Here is a 22610-nt window from a genome sequence, read left to right as displayed (position 1 = left end):
GTGCTACTTGACGAGCTTGACGTTGGTGAGGCCGAGGTTGGGAGCGTCGCCGCTCAGCCCCGAGCCGGTGTTGTTGTAGAAGGAGCCGTACTGGGTGAAGCCGTTGAAGAGCGCTCCCTCGGCGGAGCGGACGAACTGCCCGCGGACACCGGCACAGCCGCCGCCGATGGTCGCGAAGTTGAACTTCATGTCGCAGTTGTTCGTGTAGCTCAGCGCGGAGAAGCTGGGCTGCACACCGAAGTAGAGGAAGGGGTAGTTGACCCACTTGTCGACCTTGAACGGCGCGAAGCCCAGGATGACCAGCCGGCTGGAGTACGAGACCGAGCCCCAGAAGATCGACTTCTTCTCCACCGCGTAGATCGGCATCATGACGACGCTGCCGTTGCCGACGCCGGCGAGCTTGGCCTCCATGCAGGTGTCCGCCGTGATGAGGGCCCAGTCGTCCAGCATGTTCCGGTAGACGTCCCAGAGGTTGGCGCTGAAGTCGCAGTTCGTGTTCACGCCCGGGAAGAACGAGCGCGTGAAGTACATGGCCTGACCGACCGAGGTGTAGCCGGAGGCCGTGCCTCGTTTGGAGTACACCGTCGCAGCCGTCGCGCTGGTGCCGGGACAGTTGGCCTCGCCGGTGCTGTATCGAGCCCACAGGTACGTCCTCATGGCGCCCGGGGACGTAGACGAACCCGGCTGCGCGGCCAGCCAGTCGCAGTAGGGCAGGCCCATCGGGATCAGCTTCGTGCCGACCAGCGGCACGGTGTTCCACGTGGCGGTCGCCTCGGAGCGGACAGTGCTCGAGGAGTCGCCGAGGACTCTGGCGAAGGTGTGGTTGACGTTCTTGGAGACCCGCACCGTCACCGTGCCGTCATCGAAGACGGGGTTCTTGACCACGCCGTTCTTCAGCGTCTGGGCGGAGGCGCCGGCGCCGGCGTTCTGCTGGGCGTACCAGGTCGCGGTGCTCGGCAGGCAGGTGGACTTCTTGAGGGAGCAGTCCGTGGCCAGCGCGAGCACGGCCTGGTCGGCGGCGCCCTGGACCGAGGCCTTCTCGCTGGAGGCGACCGCGAAGTCCACCGACACCGCGGCCATGCCCAGGAGGGCCACCATCGACAGGGTGACCAAGACGATCGTGGCGCCCTTCTCCTTCTTGCGGAGGCCGAAGCGGCGGCGCTGGTTGGTCAGTTGCACTGGGCCACTCCCTTTCCGCGGTAGGTGAAGCTCGCCCCGAAGAGGCCGGTGTAGGTGGGGCGCACCACGGTGGAGGTGACGGTGACGGCGGAGCCGACCGTGGCCGGGGTGCAGTCGATCGACTTCGTGAGGTTCGCCGTCGGGGCCAGGCCCGTCACGTTGGCGCGGGCGGCGGCCCAGTTGCGGTCGATCGTGTAGTTCCGCGCCGCGATCTGCGTCGCGTTGTTCAGCTGGGTCCGGTAGTTGAACGCCATGCCGAACTCGACGATCCCGATGATGATCGTCATGAGGATGGGAACGACGAGTGCGAACTCCACGGCCGCAACACCGCGCTCGCGCTCGCGGCGCGAACGTCGTGTCCAGGTCGTGAAGTGCAGCATCACGTCTCCTCCCTCAAGGACTCGTGGGTGGGGCTTCGTCGCCCCGGGACGGGTGTGCCGCGCCGCGATACGCGACGCGGCACACCCAGGGTCGGTTCGTGTGAACCGTTCCGATCAGAGGTTGAGCTGGGTGCCCAGACCCTCCCAGAAGCCGGTGAGCTCGCCACCGAAGATGGCGATGGCGCCGACGATGGCGACGGCGATGCCGGCGATGATGAGCGCGTACTCGGTCGCGGTGGCGCCCTTCTCGTCACGCTCGGCGGTGAAGGCGGCCAGGAAGTTCAAGATCTGCAGCATGGGTTTTCTCCTCTGTGTGTCGTGGTGAACTCGCATACTGCGAAGTCCCAAAACGAACGCTAATGGGGCTGTATCGCACCGGTGACGCTTTTTGTGAAACAAACACGCCCAAGCGAAGAAAATAGTCCTTTGGTACTACCGTGACTGATGGGACTGATGTGACTGTGATTTCGGGCACACGAAGGCGCTGGGGCCCAAGCCCCAGCGCCCGTAGGTGTGGAGCCTCAGAAGATGATTGAGAAGTCGGCCAGGCTCGCCGCCAGCGATTCGCCGAACATGACGATGACGCCCACAAGGATCACGGCCACGCCGGAGATCAGCAGGGCGTACTCCGTAGCGGTCGCTCCGCGCTCCCCGCCGAAGGCGGGCTGCTGCTGGTCCATGTCTTCTCCTGGGGGGCCGTGTCGTCAGCCCGTCCCGAGACGGGACCATGTGACGCTTGGGGCTGAAGGTAGTGCACGCCTGGGTGGCTCAAGGGGCGTTTCGCCAAGAATCCCGCGATCTTTCGCCGGTTCCGCGGAACCGACCGACCATCGAAGGACGACCTTCGAGACCCTCGGGCTGATCTGCGCGATCGGGTGGCTTGACCCGCTGCTGGCGGTGCCGTCGACCTGGCGGGTCCCGGTGGCCGTCGGGGTGGGCCGGGCGGCGCTCGTGGGAGTGGTCGGAGCGGTCCTGGCGGGAGTGTCCGATTCGTCACACCCGGCCGCCCTCGCCGTCCTGGTGGCCTCCTCCTCGACCGCGCTGGCGATGCCCGGTGCTCGAGGACGAGGACTCGCGGTGTCCGTCGCGGCGTGGTTCCTGCCCACGCCACCCACCGCGACCGGGGCGGAGAACGACTCGACGGGCAGACTGGACCCATGACCTCCCCGAGCGACTCCGCCGTCGCCGTCTACCTGGACTTCGACAACATCGTCATCTCGCGCTACGACCAGGTGCACGGCAAGCAGTCCTTCTGGCGTGACCGCGACGCCGGCTTCGACGAGGCCAGGCTCCAGGCCGCCGAGGTCGACGTCCACGCGATCCTCGACTACGCCTCCTCCTTCGGCCGACTCGCCCTGACGCGGGCGTACGCCGATTGGTCGATGCCGTTCAACGTGCGTTACAAGAAGCAGCTGGTCGACCGCGCCATCGACCTCGTGCAGCTGTTCCCCGCCTCGGGCTCCAAGAACGGTGCCGACATCCGGCTGGCCGTCGACGCCCTCGAGGACATGGGACGCATGCCGCAGGTCAGCACGGTCGTGCTGGCCGCCGGCGACTCCGACTACATCCCGCTGGCCCAGCGGCTCAAGCGCATGGGCCGCTACGTCGTGGCCGTGGGCGTCGCCGGCGCCACCAGCCGCTCCCTCGCCGCCGCGTGCGACGAGCTCCTGACGTACGACAACCTCCCGGGCCTGGCCGATCGTGGTGACGAGGCCGAGGTCGAGAAGGCCTCTCCCCCGCCGCGCAGGACGGCGAAGAAGTCCTCGCGCCGCTCGGGGTCGAAGTCCACCGCCGCCGAGCCCGAGCAGGAGGCCGAGGTCACGTCCGACGCCCCGGCCGATGCCGCGCCGGTCCTCAAGCCGATCTTCGTCCCCGCGGGTGGGGTCGCCGACGACGAGGACGACGAGCTCGCGCTCACCCGCCAGGCCACGCGGCTGCTGCTGCGCGCCCTGCGCCTGCTGGGCGAGAAGGACTCCGAGGACGAGTGGATCCACTCGGGCACCGTCAAGAGCCAGATGAAGCGGATGGACTCCTCGTTCAACGAGAAGGACCTGGGCTTCAAGACGTTCACGGACTTCCTGAAGTCGCGGAACTCCGTCGTGGAGGTCGACGAGGCGAACCAGACACGGAAGGTGCGACTTCGTCCGGGGCACTGATTGGCCGGACGGGGGTCCATGCACTAGGCTCGAGTCAGTTGCATGGCATGACTCGGCAGATTGATGGTCGAGCCTCGTTGAGGCTTTTCGGTTTTCTCTTTGGTTCGAAGTGACGCGTGACAACAAGCCGTACGCGATTCACGAGTGCGCACAACCTCCCAAGGAGACAACATGGCTACCGGAACTGTGAAGTGGTTCAACTCTGAAAAGGGCTTCGGCTTCATCGCGCCCGACGACGGCGGCGAGGACCTGTTCGCGCACTTCAGCGAGATCCAGGGCTCGGGCTACCGTTCGCTCGAGGACAACCAGAAGGTCGAGTTCGAGGTGACGCAGGGCCAGAAGGGCCTGCAGGCCGCCAAGATCCGCGCGATCTGAGCTTTCGCAACGCGAGAACTCCACGGAAAGCCCCCGCTTCGGCGGGGGCTTTCCTCTTTTCCGGGGCACCCGGACGGCGCTACAGGTCGCGAGCGCGGAGGCGCTGCCCGTCACGGCCGGCCTCGGCCCCCATCGCACACAGCTGCTGCTCCACCTCGGGTGAGTTGTGGTGGCTCAGGTGCACGGCCACCACGCGGGTCGCCTCGTCCACCAGTCCCGCCGCGCGCAGCGCCGCGACCGACTGACCGAAGGTCTCCAGCCCGAGGTGTCGCCCGCCCGCGAGGTCGAGCCGATCGCCGAACGTCTGCTCCATCAGCACGATGTCGAGCCGCTGCTCGCCGATCCGCCGCAGCGCTCCGTCGGCCCACGGGCCGGTGTCGCAGGCGTACAACAGGGAGCGTTCCGCATCGACCCGGTAGAGCGCGGCCTCGCCGAGTGCCTCGTGAGCCGCCGGGACGACCGTGATCCGGTACTCCCCCGCGGTGAACCGCTCCCCCGCCGTCACCTCGACCAGCCGCACCGAGGTCTGGCCGGGCGCGAGCCAGTCGCGGCACCGAGCGATCGCGGGCGCCGGTCCGTACACGGTGAGTGGGCGGTCGCTGACCCAGCCGCGGTGCAGCAGGAACGCGGGATCCAGGTGGTCGGAGTGCGCGTGCGAGACCAGCACCGTGTGCACGTCGACCAAGTCAGCGCCCGCACGCAGCGCCTGCCGGGCGGCCTCGGGCCCCGGGTCGATCCACACCCTTCCGTCGATCAGCACGCTGGTGGGGGTCCGCAGCACGTCGCGCTCGCGCATCGTCGTGCACGAGTCGCACCGGCAGAACGGCGACGGCCAGCCGTCAGCCGAGCCCGTCCCCAGCAGCAGCACGTCCACGATGTTCGCGTCAGCCGTGGGCCGGCGCCGCGCCGCGCAGCCCGGGCGAGCACATGACCTTCTCGGGCGTGATCGCGATGACGACGCGCCGCGGGTTCTCCTTGGGCTGGCGGTAGCGCTGCGCGTAGAGGTTCTCGGCGAGAGTGATCGACTCTCGGTCGCGCAGGATCTCGGCCGTGCCGGCGATGCTGAGCCACTGGGGCCCGGCCACCTGGGCCACCGTCGCGCGTGGGTCGCGCTCGACGTTGCGGATCTTCTGGCTGCCGTCCATCGTCGTGATCCGCACGATCCCCTCGTGCACCGTGAACCCGACCGCGACCACGTGAATGCGGCCACCCGGTCCGATCGTGGACAGGGTCGCCAGGTGGCGATCGGTCAGGAAGTCACCCTCGGGCAGCCAGACGTCGGTCATGGGCTCCATCATCGCGGGCCCGCCTCGGACGCTCGGCCCGGGTGCCGGATCGTAGGGTGAAGGGCGTGCCGACCTCTCCCACCTCACCCGCCGCTCCTCTGCGACTCCCCCACGGTCCCGCGTGGCCGAACCGCTGGACGCTCGCTCCCCTGACGAACAAGCAGAGCCACGCCGACGGGACGCTGTCCGACGACGAGTACGCCTGGCTGGTCGCGCGGGCGCGCGGTGGGTTCGGCCTCGTCATGACCTGCGCGGCGTACGTGTCGCCCGAGGGACAGGCCTGGAAGGGACAGCTCGGCATCAGCGACGACCGGCACGACGCAGGCCTACGGCGACTGGCCGACGGGATCCGCGAGCTCGGGGCCGTCTCCTCCATCCAGCTGCACCACGGCGGAATGCGCGCCGACGCTACGGTCACGGGGCGGCCCACCGTCGCACCGTGGGCCGATCCGGAGCGCGGCGTCGAGGCGCTCTCGACCACCGACGTGCAGCGCGTGATCGACGACTTCGTGCGCGCGGCCGTCCGGGCCCAGGACGCCGGCTTCGACGGGGTGGAGATCCACGGGGCCCACGGCTACGTGCTGTGCCAGTTCCTCGACGCACGCAAGAACCACCGCACCGACGGGTACGGCGGGTCGCTCGACGCACGGAGCCGTCCGCTGCGCGAGGTGCTCAGCGGGATCCGCGCCGCGACCGGGCCCGACTTCCAGGTGGGCGTCCGCGTGTCGCCCGAGGGCTACGGCATCACGGTGGCCGACTCGCGCGCGCTGGTCGAGCAGCTGCTCGCCTCGGGTGACGCCGACTACGTCGACCTCTCCCTCTGGGACGTGGCGAAGGCGCCGCGCGAGCCCGACCTGGGCGGTCTGCTCATCGACCAGTACCTCGACCTGCCGCGCCACGGCACCCGTCTCGGCGTGGCCGGGAAGATCCTCTCGGCACAGGACGCCGACTGGTGCCTCGCGCGAGGAGCCGACTTCGTCACCGTGGGAACGGCCGCGATCATCCACCACGACCTGCCACGGCTCGCGGCGGAGTCGCCGGAGTTCGTGAGCGACCCGCAGCCGTTCAGCCGCGACCGGCTGCGACAGGAGCACCTCGGCGCGGCGTTCATCGACTACCTCGCCGACGGCTGGGACGACTTCGTCGCCTGAGACCCCCGAAGCATGGAGACCAAGCACTGAGGCCGCCCCCGGTGGGGGCGGCCTCAGTCTGCATGACACTCACGAGGAGCAAGGGTGGAGCTGCCGGGAATCGAACCCGGGTCCTCTGGCGCTGAAACAGGTCTTCTCCGGGTGCAGTTCGTCTGACGCTTTTCTCAGCCCCGGCGCTCGGACGAACGCGTCACCGACAGGCTCAGTAGCGAAAAAGTCCCGATCTGGCCGCGCTACACGATCAGATCAGCAAGTCCTCTAGATGAGATGGACGATCCGGGACGAGGACGCTCCCGGGTCCACCCTCCGCAAGTCGCTGTCAGGCAGCGAGGGCGAAGTCAGTGCGCTTGGAATCGGCACTTATGGGTTTGCAACGAACGTTAAAGAGATGACGTTGCCTTCTCTACCCGCTTCTCCTGGATTCGAACGACCACAGTCGAAACCGATCAGCCCCTCTGAAATTGTCAATACACCCATCCTAACCGCCCCGCCGAGGGTTTTGTTCCGCCTCGGTCGTCACGGGCCTAGCGTGGACCCGAGACATCCTCGAGGAGTGCCGATGGACGTGCTGGAGTTCGCCGATGCCGGCGCGTGGGACGACTGGCTGGAGCAGCACCACGCCACCGCGTCCGAGGCGTGGCTGCGGATCCGGCGCAAGAACGCCGACGTCGCCCTGCTCACGATCGGCGACGCGCTCGACGGCGCCCTGTGCCACGGCTGGATCGACGGACTGCGCCGGTCGCTCGACGAGGTCTCGTTCCTGCAGCGCTACTCGCCGCGTCGGGCCCGGAGTCCGTGGTCGCAGGTGAACGTCGCCAAGGTCGAGGCTCTCGAGGCGGCCGGCCGGATGCGTGCGGGTGGCCTCGCGCAGGTGGCGGCGGCTCGGGCGGACGGCCGGTGGGACGCCGCGTACGTGCGCCAGGCGGAGGCGCAGGTGCCTCCCGACCTGGTCGCCGCGCTGGCCGCGGCTCCCCTCGCGGCGGAGGCGTTCGAGCGACTGGGGCTCACCGCGCGCTACGCCATCGTGCTGCCGTTGCTGAAGGCCGGGACGCCCGCGGCCCGGGCGCGGCTCCTGGAGCGGTCGGTCGCGCAGCTGGCGGGCCGCCCAGGCGCCTGACCGTCCGTCGAGTGGCGCCAACCAGGGTCGCGGGTGCGGGGGTCAGGAAGCGCCGGGGCCGAGCAGATCGGCGCCGTTGTGCCACAGGACCGCCCGCATCCAGTCGTCGCCGAGGCCGAGCCGGTCGAGGGCCTCGACCTGGTGGGCGTAGGGGTACGGGATGTTCGGGAAGTCGCTGCCGAAGACGATCTTGTCCTGCAGGGCCAGCAGGCGCTGCGGGTCGGCCGGCGGCGGGTCGGGGAAGAAGTCGACGAACGTCATGGTCGTGTCGAGGCGCACGTTCTCGAATCGCTCGGCCAGGTCGCAGAACGCCTCGACCTCGGGCATCCCGAGGTGCGCGATCACCAGCGGCAGCCGGGGGAAGCGCTCCAGCACGGCGGCCACCCCGCGCGGGCCCGTGTGAGGGCCCGGCATGGGGCCCGAGCCGGCGTGCAGGACCACCGGGACCTGCGCCTGCTCGATCGCGGCCCAGACGGGGTCGAGCAGCGGGTCGTCGGCCGCGAACTCCCCCACCTGCAGGTGGGCCTTGAACACGCCGACGCCGTCGGCGATCACCGCGGGCACATACTCGGCGGCCTCCGGCTCGGGGTAGAACGTGGCCGAGCGGACCGAGTCGGGGACGCGCTCCGCGAAGCCCGCGAGCCAGTCGTTCATGAAGCCCGCGACGCCCGGCTTGTGCGCGTACGACAGCGCGGTGAACCGCTTCACCCCAAGCGTCCGCAGCGTCTCGACGCGCTCCTCGTCGCTCGTGCGGTAGTGGATCGGCCACGGGCGGCCCAGCTTGGGTCCGGCCGCGTCGAAGTAGGCCCACACCTTGGCCAGCACCGGCGGGGCCATGAAGTGCACGTGCACGTCGACGATCCCCGGCACCCCCAGCCGCTCCAGGTACGCGGCGAGATCGGCGTCCTGCCAGGTCATATGCCCTTGAGGCGGCGACCCACCTCACGCTCGGCATCGCGCGACGCCTGGCGCTCGGCGATGGCGTGGCGCTTGTCGTACGCCTTCTTGCCTCGGGCCAGGGCGATCTCGACCTTCGCCCGGCCATCCTTGAAGTACAGGCTCAGCGGGATGATCGTGAGGCCCTTGGACTGCGTGCGGTGCTCGATCTTCTCGATCTCGTGCTTGTTGAGCAGCATCTTGCGACGGCGCCGCGTCTCGTGGTTGGTCCACGTGCCGTTGTCGTACTGCGGGATGTGCACCTGCAGCAGCCAGGCCTCGCCGCGGTCGATCTCGCCGAAGCCATCGACGAGCGAGGCACGACCCTGACGCAACGACTTGACCTCGGTGCCGGTCAGGACCAGACCGGCCTCGTAGGTGTCCTCGATGTGATAGTCGTGCCGCGCCTTCTTGTTCTGCGCGATCATCTTGCGACCGGTCTCCTTGGCCATTCGACCATTGTGTCAGGTCGGGCGAACGTCAGGTCAGGGCCAGTGACGGGTCAGAGCCAGTTCATCGGATTCGTGGTCCCGCCGTTGACCAGCACCATGAAGTGCAGGTGGCACCCCGTGGAGTAGCCGGTGGATCCCACGTAGCCGATGACCTCGCCGCGCTTGACCTTCGAGCCGCTGCTGCGGGCGAACCGCGACAGGTGGTTGTAGGTCGTGATGACGCTCTTGCCGCGCTTGACGCCGTTGTTGAGGATGACGCGGTTGCCGTAGCCGCCGTTGTAGTACTGCGAGACGATCGTGCCGCCGGCGGCCGCGCGGATCGGGACACCGCAGCCCACGCCGAAGTCGGTGCCGTCGTGCAGCTTGTAGACGCCGGTGATCGGGTGGCGACGCATGCCGTAGGGCGAGGTGATCGGGCCGCTGACCGGGCGGTTCAGGGCGCCGCCGGAGTCGCCGGTGGTGCCGCCGCCGTTGTCGCCGCCACCTCCACCGCCGCCACCCTTCTTCTTCCGGGCGCGCTCGGCGGCCTCGAGCTCCTTGCGGACGATCTCGGCCATCTGGTTCTCCAGGCGGGCGCGCTCGGCCTCCTGCTCGGCCAGCATCCGCTGGTCGTCGGCGAGCGTGGCATCGGCGGTGCGCTTGGCGCCAGCACGGGCCGACACGAGCTTCGCGACGGCCGCGGCCTGCGCCTGCGCCTGCGCGGTCAGCGCCTCCATCTGCACGACGACGGCCTCGGCCTGCTGCTTCTGGTCGGCGACACGGTCGCGCAGGCGCTCGACCTGGTCGCGCTCGATGCCGAGCATGACCTCGGACGCGGCCAGCTCCTGCATGACCGCGACCTGGGCGTCGCCGATCGACGTCTTGGCGCTCATCTGCTCGGAGAACAGGCCCGGGTCGTTGCCGCGCAGCAGGTCGCCGAAGGCCTTCAGTCCGGCGTCGCCGGCCATGACGGACTCCACGGCGAACGACTCCACCGCTCCGCGGGACTGCTTGAGCTCCCGCTCGGCCTTCTCGAGGCGGGCCTCGGCGGCCGACAGCTCGGCCTCGGCCTTGTCGAGCTCGGCGCGCAGCCGGGCGTCCTCGGCCTGGGCGACCGCGAGCTTGCCGCGGGTCCTCCCGAGCTCGGACTGGGCGGCCGACAGCTTCGTGTTGGCGTTGATCAGGGCGAGCTTCGCGTCGCGGGCAGCCTTCGTGGACTCCTGGACCTCGTTCTTGGCGTCCTTGAGCTTCTTGTTGTTCTGGCGCTGCTCGCGCTTGATATCGTCCTTCTCGCCACCGAAGGTGGGCGCGCTGAAGCCGGCCACCAGCATGGCGCTGAGGGCGAGGGCGAGCAGCGGCTTGCGCAATCTCGTCATGTGCCTCGAATCCGGGGAAGTGTCCGTCAGGACGGAATCGTGCGATGTGACGCGAGTGACTCTACGCCTCAGGTTGAGAGTTTGGCGTGAGCCCGTGGCCCGCGCGTGTCACCGGGGGCGAGCACCCGGGCCGCCCCTCGCCACTCTTGGCAACGGTTTCACCCGGATCGGGTCCCCGGACGTGAATCCGTTTCCAAAAGTGGAGGGCGGGCGCGGGCGCGGGGCGGAGCGAGGCCCGCGGGTCAGACGTCGAGGTACTTGCGCGTCATCACGAAGGTCGGCACGAGGGCCAGCAACAGTGCCAGGACCGTGGTCATGCCCATGACGAGGAAGGCGTCCTCCCAGCGGACCCACGTGGTGATCCTCCCGAGGGTGTCGCGCAGGTAGCCGTAGACCACGAAGTGCATGAACGCCGCCAGTCCGGCGGCCGCGAGGGCGGCGGAGATGAACGCCGCCACGAGCGACTCGAGCACGAAGGGAGCCTGGATGTGCCAGCTGGAGGCGCCCACCAGGCGCATGATCCCGATCTCGCGGCGACGGGCGAACGCCGTCATGCGGATCGTGTTCGAGACCTGCAGGATCGCCGCGATGATGAGCAGGCCGGCCGTGGCCAGCGCCGCCCACTGCATCTTGTCGAGCATCTCGAACAGCGGGCCCAGCAGGTCGCGCAGGGAGTTGACGTTGCCCACGCCGTCCATGCCCGAGACCTCGCTGACGACGCCGTCGAACTGCTGCGGGTCCTTCAGGGTGACGAAGTACGACTCGGGGAACGAGTCGACGCCGAGGGTCTCCAGCTGCTTCCGGCCCGTGTCGGTCTGGCCGAGGAGCTCACGCGCCTGGGCGTAGTTCTCCTCCGGGCTGCGGACCGTGTAGTCGCGGACCTCGGGGTTGTCGGTGAGCGCGTCCTGGACGGCCTGCTTCTGCTCGTCCGTGGCCGCGCCGCCGACGCACGTGGCCGCCGGGGAGTTCTTGGTGCACAGGTTGACCTGCAGCTGCAGGCGGTCGCCGAAGTACTGCTCGGTGCGCTCGGCCTGGGCCTGGATCAGCAGGCCGAGGGAGGCCAGCAGCAGCGACACGCTCATCGTGACGATCAGCGAGATCGTCATGGAGGTGTTGCGGGTCAGGCTGGCGCGCAGCTCGTTGAGGATCGCTCGCATGGGTCTCAGTTCTCGTAGCCGTAGATGCCGCGGGCCTCGTCGCGCACGACGCGCCCCTCGTCGAGCTCGATGACGCGCTTGCGCATCTGGTCGACGATCGAGGAGTCGTGGGTGGCCATCAGGACAGTGGTGTCCTCGCGGTTGATCCGGTCGAGCAGCTTCATGATGCCGACGCTGGTGCTGGGATCGAGGTTGCCGGTGGGCTCGTCGGCGATGAGGATCATCGGCCGGTTGACGTAGGCGCGCGCGATCGCGACGCGCTGCTGCTCACCGCCGGACAACTCGTCGGGGCGGCGGTGGCCCTTGCCGTCGAGGCCGACCAGGTCGAGGGTCTCGGGCACGAGCCGCTTGATCTCGTCACGCGGCTTGCCGATGACCTCGAGGGCGTACGCCACGTTCTCGAAGACGGTCTTGTTCGGCAGCAGGCGGAAGTCCTGGAACACCGTGCCGAGCTGGCGGCGCAGCTTGGGCACCTTCCAGCTGGAGAGCTTGTTGATCTCCTTGCCCGCGACGTACACGTGGCCCGAGGTGGGCCGCGCCTCGCGCAGGATCAGGCGCAGGAAGGTCGACTTGCCCGAGCCGGACGCGCCGACGAGGAAGACGAACTCGCCCTTGGTGATCTCCAGGTCGAGTCGGTCGAGGGCTGCGCGCTTCTGGCCGGGGTAGGTCTTGGTGACCTTGTCGAAGCGAATCACCCGACCGAGTGTAGGTGTGGCACCTGAGGAATCGGGGACCCCGCCGCGCCGGTTCGCTGTGAAGGACGCCTCACCGGGGCGCCCCCGCCGAGCGGCGGGCCCGAGGGCCCGGCGGTTAGGGTGAGAGCCAGTCAGCACGCCGGGAGTTCCACCATGAGTCTGCATGCGATCGAGGCCACCGCCTCGATGCTCTCGGCTCGTGGCGCCGACCTCGACGACCTCGTGCGCGAGGCCGGTCGGATCCGCGACGAGGGGCTGGCCAGGGCCGGCCGGCCCGGCGTCATCACGTGGTCGCGCAAGGTGTTCGTCCCGGTCACCACGCTGTGCCGCGACCGCTGCCACTACTGCGTCTTCGTCGACACGCCGGGCAAGCTGGAGCGCAAGGGCATCGCGCCGTACATGTCCGAGGAGCACGTGCTCGCAGTGGCCCACCAGGGCGCCGCGCTGGGCTGCAAGGAGGCGCTGCTGACCCTCGGCGACCGGCCGGAGGACCGCTGGGGCGTCGCCCGCGAGTGGCTCGACCAGCACGGCTTCGCCTCCACCCTCGAGTACATCGGGCACCTCGCCCGACGGATCACCGCCGAGACCGGACTGCTGGCGCACCTCAACCCCGGCGTGATGACGGCCGAGGAGCTCCGCTCCCTGCGACCTACCGCCCCGTCGATGGGCATGATGCTCGAGACCACCAGCCACCGGCTGTTCGCCGAGCCCGGGCAAGCCCACTTCGGCTCGCCCGACAAGGACCCCGCCCTGCGCCTGCAGGTGCTGGAGGACGCAGGACGCCAGCAGATCCCCTTCACCACGGGGTTGCTGGTGGGCATCGGCGAGACGCTCGACGAGCGCTTCGACACGATCCTCGCGCTGCGCGATCTGTCGGAGCGGCACGGCAACGTGCAGGAGGTGATCGTCCAGAACTTCCGCGCCAAGCCCGCCACCGCGATGCAGGGCGTCGCCGACGCCGAGACCGACGCGTACATCGCCGCCGTGGCCACCAGCCGGATCGTGCTCGGGCCCGACGCCCGCATCCAGGCCCCGCCGAACCTGTCCGATCGCGATGAGCTCGCGCGGCTCGTCGCGGCGGGCATCGACGACTGGGGCGGCGTCAGCCCGCTCACGGCCGACCACGTGAACCCCGAGCGTCCGTGGCCCCAGGTCGACCAGCTGACCGACCTCACCCGCGCCGCCGGCTACGAGCTGCGCGAGCGACTCACGGTGCACCCGCACTACATCCGCGACCGCGACACCTGGATCGACCCGGTGCTCCACGCCCCCGTGCTCGCGCTCGCCGACGCCGAGGGCATGGCGGCTGGTGGTCTCGATACGCCCGCTCGTTCCTCACGGAGCTACTCGACCACCGAGGACGCATCCGATGGTCGAGCAGCAGGCGAGGAACGAGCCGCGTACCGAGACCACGCGACCACCGAGGACGCAGCCGGTGGTCGAGCAGCAGGCGAGGAACGAGCCGCGTACCGAGACCACGCGACCACCGAGGACGCAGCCGGTGGTCGAGTAGCAGGCGAGGAACGAGCCGCGTATCGAGACCACGCGACCACGACCGACCTGCTCAGCCGCGCCGCCAACGACCCCTCGGGCCTGAGCGACGACGAGTACGTGCGGCTCATGACCTCCACGGGAAGCGACCTCGACCGGCTCGCCCGCCTGGCCGACGAGCTGCGGCGCTCGGTCGCGGGAGCCACCGTCTCCCTCGTCCAGAACCGCAACCTCGGGTCCGACCGGGTCACCGACCCCGATCTCGTCGCGCGGGTGGCCGCCGACGCGGTCGACCTCGGCGCCACCGAGCTGTGCATCCAGGGCACGGCGCCCGCCGATGCCCCGGCCGACGTCTACGAGCAGCTGCTGCGGGCCGCTCGGGCCGCCGCGCCCGGCCTGCACCTGCACACGTTCCGGCCCGCCGACGTCATCGACGGAGCCCGCCGCACCGGCCGCACCGTGGCGGACCAGTACGCGGCCCTCGCCGCCGCCGGGGCCGACACCGTTCCCGGCACGGGCGTGAAGGTGCTCGACGAGGCCCATCGCGCGCGGCACTTCCCCGGCGACCTGCCGGTCGACGAGTGGGAGCAGGCGATCCGCGCCGCCCACGGTCTGGGCCTGCACTCCACGTCGGTCCTGTTCTACGGGCACGGCGAGTCACCGCTGCAGCGCGTGCGCCACCTGCGCCGCCTGAGGCAGATCCAGGCCGACACCGGTGGCTTCAACGAGCTCGTGCCGATGGCGTTCCCGGGCGGCGACCACTCCCCCGACGAGCATCGCGCCGTGCACGCCGTCGCCCGCCTGCTGCTGCACGGCAGCATCAGCCATGTGCAGGCGGCGTGGACCCGCTTGGGCGTCGAGGGCGCCATCGACGTGCTGCGCTCGGGCGCCGACGACCTCGGCGGCACGCTGTACGACGGACGCGTCGTGCCGGAGGCCGGCGTCGAGTACGGCCAGGAGCTCACGATCCCGGCCGCCGAGCGCATCGCCCGCACCCTCGGGCGCCAGCTGCGGCTGCGCACCACGACCTACGGCGTCGCGTCATGACCCGCGTGCGCGTCGCGGTCGTGGGCGCCGGGTTCGCCGGGGTCGCGATGGCGCGCCGGCTCGCCGCGGCCGGCGAGTCCTTCGTCGTGCTCGAGCGGCGTCCCGGGATCGGCGGCACGTGGCACGACAACCGCTACCCCGGCGTGGCCTGCGACGTGCCCGCCCACCTCTACGGCTACTCCGACATCGCCCACCCGGGCTTCAGCCGCGTCTTCGCACCCGGCGCCGAGATCCGCGAGTACCTCGAAGAGGCCGCCGCGCCCGTCGCCGATCACATCATGCTGTCCACCCGCCTGGAGTCCGCCGCGTGGGACGGCCGGGGCTGGCGGCTCACCACCTCGCGCGGCCCGGTGGAGGCAGAGGTCCTCGTCATGGCGGCCGGCCGGCTCACCGAGCCGCGGCTGCCCGAGGTGCCGGGCAGGTTCGACGGGCCGATCGTCCACACCGCGCGCTGGGACGATGACCTCGACCTCGAGGGCCAGCGCATCGCCGTCGTCGGCACCGGTGCCTCCGGCATCCAGGTGGTGCCCGAGCTGGCCCGGCGGGCCGAGTCGGTGGTCGTGCTCCAGCGCAGCGCGCCCTACATCCTGCCCAAGGGCGACCGCGCCTACGCCGACGCCGAGATCGCGCTGTTCGAGCAGCAGCCCGAGCGGCTCGCCGACCTGCGTGGGAACCTCATGCGCGAGACGGAGGAGGTCTTCGACCAGCGCGCCGGCGACGGCCGCGCTCAGGCCCGCGCTCGCGCGCTCGATCACCTGGCCGGCCAGGTCCCCGATCCGGTGCTCCGCGAGGCGCTGACCCCTGATCACGAGTTCGGCTGCAAGCGCGTGCTGTTCAGCGACGACTACTTCACCACCCTGCGGCTGCCGCACGTGAAGCTCGTCCCCGGCGCCCTCACCGGCTACGAGCCCGGTGCGGTCGTCGCGGCCGACGGCTCGCGCCACGAGGTCGACGTCGTCGTGGCCGCCACCGGCTTCCACTCCACGCGCCAGCCCTACGCCGAGCTCGTCACCGGACGCGACGGGATCTCGCTCGACCAGTACTGGGCCCAGGGCATGCGCGCGTACGCGTCCACCGTGGTGCACGGGTTCCCGAACCTCTTCGTCCTCGACGGCCCGAACGCGACGCTCCCCCACAACTCGGCCGTGCTGATGATCGAGGCGCAGGCCGACTACGCCGCCTCCGCGCTCCCGTGGACCAGCCACGGCCCGCTGGAGGTCTCGGTCGACGCCGAGCAGGACTACATCGACGAGCTCCAGGAGCGCAGCGGTGTGTGGACCTCGGGCTGCAGCAACTGGTACGTCGACGAGCGGTCCGGGCGCCAGGTGCTGCTGTGGCCCGGCAAGGCGCAGGAGTTCCGCGACCGGTTCGGCTGGTTCGATCCCGCGCCCTTCGGACTGGCCCACCAGGAGCCCTCGGAGTCCGCCGGTGCGTGACCGGCGCCGCCGGGCCTGGACCGTCGTCGTCCCGGTCAAGCCCGCCCACCTGGGCAAGTCGCGCCTCGACCTGCCCGGTGTCGACCGGATCGCGCTCGCCCGCGCCATCGCGCTCGACACGATCGAGGCGGCCGCCGAGGTGGCCCGCGTCGTGGTGGTCACCGCCGATCCCCACCTCGGTGCGCCCGGGGTGGAGGTCGTGCTGGAACCCGAGCCGCGGGGCATCGCCGCGGCGATCTCCGACGGGCTGCACGTCGCGCCGGCCGGACATCGGGCCGTGCTGCTGGGCGACCTGCCCGGCCTGCGACCCGGCGACCTCGCGCAGGCGCTCGAGCTGGCCGAGGACACCCGGCTGGGGGCCGTGCCCGACGAGGAGCGTCAGGGCACCACGCTGGTCACGGCGCGCGAGGGCGACCTGCCCGCCGCCTTCGGACCGGGTTCGTGGCAGCGGCACCGGGCTGCCGGCTTCATCGAGCTGCCCGTGCCGGTGTCCTCCACCCTGCGTCGCGACGTCGACCACGCCGACCACCTGATCGGCACCCTCGGTCCGCGCACGACCGCCGTGCTCGGCCGCGTGCTGTGAGCCTCACTTCCGGCTGAAGACCGGACCCGTCCCGGTCGGGACGAGCAGACCACGCTCGACCGTCATCGTGTCGGCCAGCTCCAGCGGCGGGTCCTCCTCGTCCCCGCACGGCACGACGCCGCCTTCGTCCGGGGTGAGCAGCACCTGATCGCCGCGCAGGTCCCAGCGGCCCGGGGCTTCCGAGCACGTGTCGGTGACGACGTAGGAGTTGTCGTCCGTGAGCGTCAGGATCAGTCGGCGGCCCGTCTCGGGGACCGGCTCGGAGACCCAGGCGCCGAGTACGGAGAGACTGTCCCCGGGCTCGCCGACCCCGGTGGACGTGGTCTGCGCCGGATAGCTCTCCGGCGACTCGAGCCCGCATCCGGCCAGCAACGCACCCGCCAGGAGGAGGACCGCCAGGGTGCGCATGGCCACAAGGTAGCGGTCAGCCGGCTCGCGGTCAGCAGCTCGCGGGGCTCATCTTTTGCCCGGAATGCGAGCAACTTTCACAACAGTCGCACGGGCACCTCAGTTGCGGGTGAAGGTGGGGCCGACGCCCTCGGGCACCAGCGTGTCCCCGTCGACCGTCAGCGCGGGCGGCAGCTCCACCGGCGCACCCGCGTCATCACCGCACTGCTGGCTGCCGCGCTCGTCGGGGGTCAGCACGACCTGGCCGCCGGCGAGCTCCCAACGACCGACCAGCTCGAGGCACTCGTTCTCCGCGACGTACGAGTTGTCGTCGGAGAGCGTGAGCATGATGGTGCGGCCCGAGTCGAGCGGCTCCGACTCCCACAGGCCCAGCACGGGCAGGGTGTCCTCGGGCGCCTCGACCTCGGACGTCTCCGTCGTGGCGAGCGGATCGCCGTCGTCCGCGCACCCCGTCAGGAGGGTGAGGGCCAGCAGCAGGGCGGCGAGGAGGCGCATGCGTCCACGCTAGCGACCGCTAAAGCTCCAGGCACCAGCACCTGATCTCGATACAGCGTCTCGCTGCGCTCGCCACCACTCGATCACCGGCGGTGCCGCCACCGATCACCGGCGGTGCCACCACTCGATCACCGGCGGTGCCGCCACCGATCACCGGCGGTGCCACCACTCGATCACCGGCGGTGCCGACGCCCACCCGGTGGTCGAGTGCCGCGAGGAACGAGCGGTGCATCGAGACCGCGGTCAGCGGAGAAGCTGGTTAGGGGGTGATGGCGGCGCGGGCGAGGGCCGCGGACTCCTCCGGGGCGCTCAGCCAGAGCGGCTCGACGCGCACGTCCCAGCCGTCGGCCGCGAGGGCGGGAGCCAGCGCGGCGTCCTCCTCGGCGACGAGCCACGTGTCGAGCACTCCCCCATCGGCTCGACGACCGTAGTGACGGGCGACGGCGTCGGCCGACGTCTCGACCCCGATCGCCGGCAGGCACGCGTCGGCCATGCCGCGGACCACCTTGCCGCCGATGATCGGCGAGATCCCCACGACCCGTCGCGCCCCGTGCAGGGCATCGAGGATCCCGGGCACCTTCAGGATCGGGCCGATCGACACCACGGGGTTCGACGGCGCCAGCACGACGACATCGGCGCCGGTGATCGCCTCGACGACGCCGGCACCCGGGGCGGCGTCGCCGATCCCGGGGTTCTCGAAGGCCACGGCGGGCAACGAGGCGCGGTGGCGCGTCCACCACTCCTGGAAGTGCAGGTGGGCGCCGCCCTCGACGACCACGTGGGTGTCGACCTCGGCGTCGGTCATCGGCAGCAGGCGCACGCCGATCGGCCAGCGGGCGCCCAGCCGCTCGGCGATCTGCGACGGCGTCAGACCCTCGCGCAGCCAGCCGGTGCGTGCCAGGTGCGTGCCCAGGTCGAGGTCGCCGAGGGTGAACCACGGCCACCCGGCGCCCCACGCCTGCAGCTCGGCGCTGACGCGCTCGGTCTCGCCCGCGCGGCCCCAGCCGCGCTCGGTGTCGTTGACCCCGGCCAGCGCGTACAGGATCGAGTCGATGTCCGGCTGGAGCCGTACGCCCGACAGCCACAGGTCGTCACCGGTGTTGACCACCACGGTGATCTCGTCGTCGGCGCCGAGCGCACCCCGCAGACCCTTGACGAAGCGTGCCCCGCCGACGCCGCCGGCGAGCACCGTGACGCGCATCAGCCGCCCGTCCTGAAGAGGTCGTCCTCGAGCGGGCGGATGATGCTGCGCGCTCCCGGGAGGCCGAGGTCGCCGACGAGATCGGCGCGGCCGCGCACGACGGCGACGGGCACGTGGCCGTCCTTGGGCTTGACCAGCTCGGCCGCGGCACACAGCTCGTCTCCGACGCACGGCAGCGTCACGGCGAGTGGTCGCCCGTCGGCGTCGCGGTCGGGCTGCTCGAAGAGCTGGACCCCGGCGGCGCCGATGGCGACGTCGGTCTGGCCGAGTCGCCACGGGCGACCCAGGGTGTCGGAGACGAGGACGCCCACGTGCGCGACCTCGCGCAGCGCCTCGGCGATCCCGCGGGCCGAGGCGTCGGGGTCCTCGGGCAGCAGCAGGACCTGGCCCTCGGGCACGTTGCTCGCGTCGATCCCGGCGGCCGCGGCCACGATGCCGAGACGGTTCTGGACGATGCGCACCGGCCCACGCTCGGCCACGACGCGCACGGTCTCGGCCTCGATCGCGGCCTCGCGCTCGGCGGCCGGGACGAACCTGCCCTCGGCCTTGCTGACGATCTTCGAGGTGACCACGACGATGTCGCCGTCGACCAGCGAGCCGTGCGCGAGGATCAGCGCGGCGATGTCGTCCCCGGGACGGATCTCGGGCAGGCCGGGGATCCCGAGAAGGGTCAGCATCGGTGGGTCAGGCCGCGGTGGACTGGTTCCGGCGCCAGCGGATGCCGGCCTCGATGAACTCGTCGATCTCGCCGTCGAGGACCGACTGGGTGTTGCCGGTCTCGTACTCGGTGCGCAGGTCCTTGACCAGCTGGTACGGGTTCAGCACGTAGTTGCGCATCTGGTCGCCCCACGAGGCCTGGACGTCGCCACGCAGCTCGTCGAGATGAGCGCGCTCCTCGGCCTTCTTCAGCGCGAGCAGCTTCGCCTTGAGGATCACCATCGCGCTGGCCTTGTTCTGCAGCTGGCTCTTCTCGTTCTGGCAGCTGACGACCACGCCGGTGGGGATGTGGGTCAGGCGCACCGCCGAGTCGGTGGTGTTGACGCTCTGGCCGCCCGGACCGCTGGAGCGGTAGACGTCGACGCGGACCTCCTCCTCGGGGATCTCGATGTTGTCGGTCTCCTCCAGCACCGGCACGACCTCGACCGCGGCGAACGACGTCTGGCGGCGGCCCTGGTTGTCGAAGGGGCTGATCCGCACGAGGCGGTGGGTGCCGGCCTCGACCGACAGGGTGCCGTAGGCGTAGGGCGCGCGGATCGCGAAGGTGGTGGACTTCAGCCCCGCCTCCTCGGCATAGCTGGTGTCGTAGATCTCGACGGGGTACTTGTGTCGCTCGGACCAGCGGATGTACATGCGCTGGAGCATCTGGGCGAAGTCGGCGGCGTCGACGCCACCGGCGCCGGAGCGGATCGTGACGAGGGCCTCGCGCTCGTCGTACTCGCCCGAGAGCAGGGTGCGCACCTCGAGGCTGTCGATGGACGCGGCGAGGCGGTTGACCTCGGACTCGGCCTCGGCGAGGGAGTCGGCGTCGCCCTCCTCGGCACTGAGCTCGAGCAGGACGCCCACGTCCTCGAGGCGCTGGCGCAGGTTGGCCACCCGCTCGGTCTCGGCCTGGAGCACCGACAGCCGCCCGGTGACGCGCTGGGCGTTCGCCTGGTCGTCCCACAGGTCGGGCGCGCCGACCTGTTCCTGGAGATCGGCGATCTCGGCGTGCATCTTCGGCAGGTCGAGCACGCGCTCGATCGACGTCAGGGTCGTGTCGAGCTGTTTGATCCGGTCGTTCAGGTCCGTGGTGGCCACTTGTCGAGGTTACCGCTGCGAGCCTCGCACGGTGCTGTCGACCGCCTCGCGACAGGCCCGATCCAGAAACCGTCGGTATCTCGAGTGATTCACGTCACATCCGCTCCGTCCGTTGGGCATGATCCCAGCGGGGGAATCGATCATCGAATCGGAGACGACATGACGAACGAACGCATCGCCGCCACCGCTGCAGGCGTCGAGCTGGGCCTCCTGGTGTTCCTGCTCGTGCCGCACGCGGCAGCGCTGGGGATCGCGCTCACGTTCGCCCTGGCCGTCGCGTCCACCCTGGTGGTTGCGGTGGCGGCGCGGGTCGTCATCGCCCGATTCGGGGCGGACGACCCGTGGCGCGACCTGGGCCTGGACCCGGCCTGGGACCTGTCGCTGAGCGAGCTGTCCGCCTGACATGCCAACGGCGGGCCGTCTCGAGGGAGACGGCCCGCCGTTGTCGTCGCAGGGTCCTACCTCCCCAGCCGCAGCGCATCGCGGATGGTGAAGAAGACGTCCGTCTGGTCGGTCAGGCCAACGACGTTCGCGGCCCGCGGCCCGTACGCCGCGATCCGCAGCTGCGATCCGGTGTGCTGCTGCGAGCCGGCCGTGGCGCTGGTCGCGTAGTTGATCGTCATCGGCTGGCCGTCCTGCGTCAGCAGGTTCACCGTGGCGCCGGGCGTGACCGAACCCGCCTCGACGATCTGGCTCGTGTGCGCGTGGTCGGCAGTGACGATGACCGTCGTGTTCTTGTCCTTCTTCGCGTAGTCCAGCGCGACCTTCACGGCCTCGTCGAGGTCGAGCGTCTCGCCGATCTGCCCACAGGCGTCGGAGGAGTGGTTCCGCTTGTCGATGCTGGCGCCCTCGACCTGGAGGAAGAAGCCCTTGCGGTTCCGCTGGTCGAGCAGCTCGATCGACTTCCTCGTCATGTCGGCCAGGCCGGGCAGCGAGGCGGTGCGGGCCGGGTTCTCGGTGCACGCGACCGGAGCCTTCTTCCCGCCGTCGGCCGTGGCCGCGGGACCGGTCCAGCGCACCGGGAAGTTGCCGGGGGCGAACAGGCCCAGCAGCGGCTGGCGCTGGTCGGCCCTCTTCACCTTCGACAGAGACGCGAGGTCGTCGACGAGTCGGTAGCCCCGCTGCTGGGCCTGCTCGCGCAGCGTCCTGCCCTGCCAGCGCCCGGCGGTGGCGGTCTCGTCGAACGTGGCCGCTCCTCCACCGAGGGTGACGTCGGGCCGCGTGTCGAGGAGCTGCTCCGTGATGCTGCCCGCGCCGCCGTTCTCCTTGGCGTTCGTGGGGCACGTCTTCGTGGTCGCCGTGGGTCCGTAGCAGCTGCGGGCCGTCACGTGCGAGACCTGCACGGCCGGCGTCGCGTCCTGGATCTCGGCCGTGGAGACGTTGCCGGTCGTGTACCCGGCCTTCTTCGCCAGCTCGAGCAACGTCTGCTGCGGCTTCCCGGTGATGTCGACGCTGACCGCGTTGTCGTAGGTCTTGGTGCCGGTGGCCCACGCCGAGCCCGTGGCCGCGGAGTCGGGCACGTAGTCGGGCTTGCCATCCTTGGTGAGCGAGTAGGTGGTGTACTGGCCGGTCAGCGGGAGGCGGTCCAGGCCCGGGAACGTGCCCGCAGCGCCGTGGACGTAGTTGCGGGCGCTGGTGATCTCGGAGTCGCCCATCCCGTCGCCGATGATGAGGATGACGTTCTCGGGGCGGCTGCCGTCGATGGCCTTCTTGACGGCCTTGGTCTGGTCGCCCGAGAGGCGGGCGGCGCCGCCGTGGCGGCTGAGGTCGCGCTCTGCGGTGGCCACCGAGCCGACCACTGCTCCCCCGAGGAGCAGCGATGCGGTGCCGAGGACGACCACACTGCGGGTGCTGGTGCGTAGGTTCATGACGTCAGCCCACCGTGGCCGGGTGACGCCCCGGTGAACCCCGGT

Annotated in this window: 25 protein-coding genes and 1 other RNA gene; 8 read left to right on the top strand and 18 right to left on the bottom strand. The window is 70.5% G+C overall.

Going from position 1 to position 22610, the window contains the following annotated elements:
• Nucleotides 1–3: 3 nt before the first annotated feature.
• The 4 genes from B5D60_RS11055 to B5D60_RS16765 form a co-directional block, all read right to left on the bottom strand.
• A complete protein-coding gene (locus B5D60_RS11055) occupies nt 4–1179 on the bottom strand; it encodes a TadE/TadG family type IV pilus assembly protein (RefSeq protein WP_078700211.1) in 1176 nt (391 codons plus the stop codon).
• The gene (locus tag B5D60_RS11050; RefSeq protein ID WP_078700210.1) at nt 1170–1559 is read right to left on the bottom strand and encodes a TadE family protein; all 390 of its coding nucleotides are present in this window, start codon (nt 1557–1559) and stop codon (nt 1170–1172) included. Before B5D60_RS11050 ends, B5D60_RS11055 begins: the two co-directional genes overlap by 10 nt.
• 114 nt (nt 1560–1673) lie before the next feature.
• The gene (locus tag B5D60_RS11045; RefSeq protein ID WP_153302988.1) at nt 1674–1856 is read right to left on the bottom strand and encodes a Flp family type IVb pilin; all 183 of its coding nucleotides are present in this window, start codon (nt 1854–1856) and stop codon (nt 1674–1676) included.
• A gap of 224 nt (nt 1857–2080) precedes the next feature.
• Nucleotides 2081–2239 carry a Flp family type IVb pilin gene (locus tag B5D60_RS16765; RefSeq protein ID WP_153302987.1) on the bottom strand — a complete coding sequence of 53 codons (159 nt, stop codon included), beginning with the start codon at nt 2237–2239 and terminating at the stop codon, nt 2081–2083.
• Between the two features lie 477 nt (nt 2240–2716).
• Between B5D60_RS16765 and B5D60_RS11040 the strand changes: the two genes are divergently transcribed.
• Together B5D60_RS11040 and B5D60_RS11035 are read left to right on the top strand one after the other, a co-directional pair.
• Nucleotides 2717–3715, top strand: a complete 999-nt coding sequence (locus B5D60_RS11040; protein WP_078700208.1) for an NYN domain-containing protein — start codon at nt 2717–2719, stop codon at nt 3713–3715.
• A gap of 171 nt (nt 3716–3886) precedes the next feature.
• Nucleotides 3887–4090 carry a cold-shock protein gene (locus tag B5D60_RS11035; RefSeq protein ID WP_078700207.1) on the top strand — a complete coding sequence of 68 codons (204 nt, stop codon included), beginning with the start codon at nt 3887–3889 and terminating at the stop codon, nt 4088–4090.
• 79 nt (nt 4091–4169) lie between these two features.
• On the opposite strand, the gene B5D60_RS11030 is transcribed toward B5D60_RS11035, so the two are convergent.
• Together B5D60_RS11030 and B5D60_RS11025 are read right to left on the bottom strand one after the other, a co-directional pair.
• Nucleotides 4170–4964 carry an MBL fold metallo-hydrolase gene (locus B5D60_RS11030; RefSeq protein WP_078700206.1) on the bottom strand — a complete coding sequence of 265 codons (795 nt, stop codon included), beginning with the start codon at nt 4962–4964 and terminating at the stop codon, nt 4170–4172.
• 10 nt (nt 4965–4974) lie between these two features.
• Complete coding sequence (locus B5D60_RS11025; protein WP_197684303.1) at nt 4975–5376, bottom strand: pyridoxamine 5'-phosphate oxidase family protein; 402 nt, start codon at nt 5374–5376, stop codon at nt 4975–4977.
• Between the two features lie 65 nt (nt 5377–5441).
• Here B5D60_RS11025 and B5D60_RS11020 point away from each other — a divergent pair, with 65 nt between their 5' ends.
• Nucleotides 5442–6527 carry an NADH:flavin oxidoreductase gene (locus B5D60_RS11020; RefSeq protein ID WP_078701398.1) on the top strand — a complete coding sequence of 362 codons (1086 nt, stop codon included), beginning with the start codon at nt 5442–5444 and terminating at the stop codon, nt 6525–6527.
• An 82-nt stretch (nt 6528–6609) separates the two neighbouring features.
• Here the strand turns inward: B5D60_RS11020 and ssrA are convergent.
• Nucleotides 6610–6981: a transfer-messenger RNA gene (gene ssrA, locus B5D60_RS11015) on the bottom strand.
• Nucleotides 6982–7086: 105 nt separating this feature from the next.
• On the opposite strand from ssrA, the gene B5D60_RS11010 reads away from it, so the two are divergent.
• Nucleotides 7087–7644, top strand: a complete 558-nt coding sequence (locus B5D60_RS11010) for a YdeI/OmpD-associated family protein (RefSeq protein ID WP_078700205.1) — start codon at nt 7087–7089, stop codon at nt 7642–7644.
• 42 nt (nt 7645–7686) lie between these two features.
• Here the strand turns inward: B5D60_RS11010 and B5D60_RS11005 are convergent, their stop codons facing one another.
• The 5 genes from B5D60_RS11005 to ftsE form a co-directional block, all read right to left on the bottom strand.
• Entirely contained in the window at nt 7687–8562 is an 876-nt protein-coding gene (locus B5D60_RS11005) for an amidohydrolase family protein (RefSeq protein WP_078700204.1), read from the bottom strand.
• Nucleotides 8559–9032, bottom strand: a complete 474-nt coding sequence (gene smpB, locus B5D60_RS11000; RefSeq protein ID WP_078700203.1) for an SsrA-binding protein SmpB — start codon at nt 9030–9032, stop codon at nt 8559–8561. Before smpB ends, B5D60_RS11005 begins: the two co-directional genes overlap by 4 nt.
• A 50-nt stretch (nt 9033–9082) precedes the next feature.
• Entirely contained in the window at nt 9083–10387 is a 1305-nt protein-coding gene (locus B5D60_RS10995) for a M23 family metallopeptidase (protein ID WP_153302985.1), read from the bottom strand.
• Nucleotides 10388–10629: 242 nt separating this feature from the next.
• Nucleotides 10630–11544: a permease-like cell division protein FtsX gene (ftsX, locus tag B5D60_RS10990; protein WP_078700201.1), complete on the bottom strand. Its 915-nt coding sequence runs from the start codon at nt 11542–11544 to the stop codon at nt 10630–10632.
• A gap of 5 nt (nt 11545–11549) precedes the next feature.
• The gene (gene ftsE / locus B5D60_RS10985) at nt 11550–12239 is read right to left on the bottom strand and encodes a cell division ATP-binding protein FtsE (RefSeq protein ID WP_078700200.1); all 690 of its coding nucleotides are present in this window, start codon (nt 12237–12239) and stop codon (nt 11550–11552) included.
• 153 nt (nt 12240–12392) lie between these two features.
• Between ftsE and cofG the strand changes: the two genes are divergently transcribed.
• Genes cofG through cofC form a run of 3 tightly spaced genes read left to right on the top strand, consistent with a single transcriptional unit; the run spans nt 12393 to nt 16796 of the window.
• Nucleotides 12393–14777: a 7,8-didemethyl-8-hydroxy-5-deazariboflavin synthase CofG gene (gene cofG, locus B5D60_RS10980; protein ID WP_078700199.1), complete on the top strand. Its 2385-nt coding sequence runs from the start codon at nt 12393–12395 to the stop codon at nt 14775–14777.
• Nucleotides 14774–16213, top strand: coding sequence for a flavin-containing monooxygenase (locus B5D60_RS17220; protein WP_078700198.1), 1440 nt, complete (start codon nt 14774–14776; stop codon nt 16211–16213). Before cofG ends, B5D60_RS17220 begins: the two co-directional genes overlap by 4 nt.
• A complete protein-coding gene (cofC, locus tag B5D60_RS10970; protein WP_172806338.1) occupies nt 16206–16796 on the top strand; it encodes a 2-phospho-L-lactate guanylyltransferase in 591 nt (196 codons plus the stop codon). The genes B5D60_RS17220 and cofC overlap by 8 nt, the downstream gene beginning before the upstream one ends.
• A 3-nt stretch (nt 16797–16799) precedes the next feature.
• Here the strand turns inward: cofC and B5D60_RS10965 are convergent, their stop codons facing one another.
• From B5D60_RS10965 to prfB, 5 genes are all read right to left on the bottom strand, one after another.
• Nucleotides 16800–17204, bottom strand: coding sequence for a hypothetical protein (locus B5D60_RS10965; protein ID WP_078700197.1), 405 nt, complete (start codon nt 17202–17204; stop codon nt 16800–16802).
• A gap of 99 nt (nt 17205–17303) precedes the next feature.
• Nucleotides 17304–17699 carry a hypothetical protein gene (locus B5D60_RS10960; RefSeq protein WP_078700196.1) on the bottom strand — a complete coding sequence of 132 codons (396 nt, stop codon included), beginning with the start codon at nt 17697–17699 and terminating at the stop codon, nt 17304–17306.
• A 259-nt stretch (nt 17700–17958) separates the two neighbouring features.
• Nucleotides 17959–18900, bottom strand: coding sequence for a 2-phospho-L-lactate transferase (gene cofD / locus B5D60_RS10955; RefSeq protein ID WP_078700195.1), 942 nt, complete (start codon nt 18898–18900; stop codon nt 17959–17961).
• On the bottom strand, nt 18900–19577 hold the full coding sequence (gene cofE / locus B5D60_RS10950) for a coenzyme F420-0:L-glutamate ligase (RefSeq protein ID WP_078700194.1): 678 nt from the start codon (nt 19575–19577) through the stop codon (nt 18900–18902). The genes cofD and cofE overlap by 1 nt, the downstream gene beginning before the upstream one ends.
• A 7-nt stretch (nt 19578–19584) precedes the next feature.
• On the bottom strand, nt 19585–20697 hold the full coding sequence (gene prfB, locus B5D60_RS10945) for a peptide chain release factor 2 (RefSeq protein WP_078700193.1): 1113 nt from the start codon (nt 20695–20697) through the stop codon (nt 19585–19587).
• A gap of 159 nt (nt 20698–20856) precedes the next feature.
• On the opposite strand from prfB, the gene B5D60_RS10940 reads away from it, so the two are divergent.
• Nucleotides 20857–21099 carry a hypothetical protein gene (locus B5D60_RS10940; RefSeq protein WP_078700192.1) on the top strand — a complete coding sequence of 81 codons (243 nt, stop codon included), beginning with the start codon at nt 20857–20859 and terminating at the stop codon, nt 21097–21099.
• 56 nt (nt 21100–21155) lie between these two features.
• On the opposite strand, the gene phoA is transcribed toward B5D60_RS10940, so the two are convergent.
• Nucleotides 21156–22565 carry an alkaline phosphatase gene (gene phoA, locus B5D60_RS10935; protein WP_078700191.1) on the bottom strand — a complete coding sequence of 470 codons (1410 nt, stop codon included), beginning with the start codon at nt 22563–22565 and terminating at the stop codon, nt 21156–21158.
• Between the last annotated feature and the right edge of the window lie 45 nt (nt 22566–22610).

This window comes from Aeromicrobium choanae (assembly GCF_900167475.1).
Taxonomy (GTDB): Bacteria; Actinomycetota; Actinomycetes; order Propionibacteriales; family Nocardioidaceae; genus Aeromicrobium; species Aeromicrobium choanae.
This window is presented reverse-complemented; position numbering and strand designations above follow the sequence as displayed.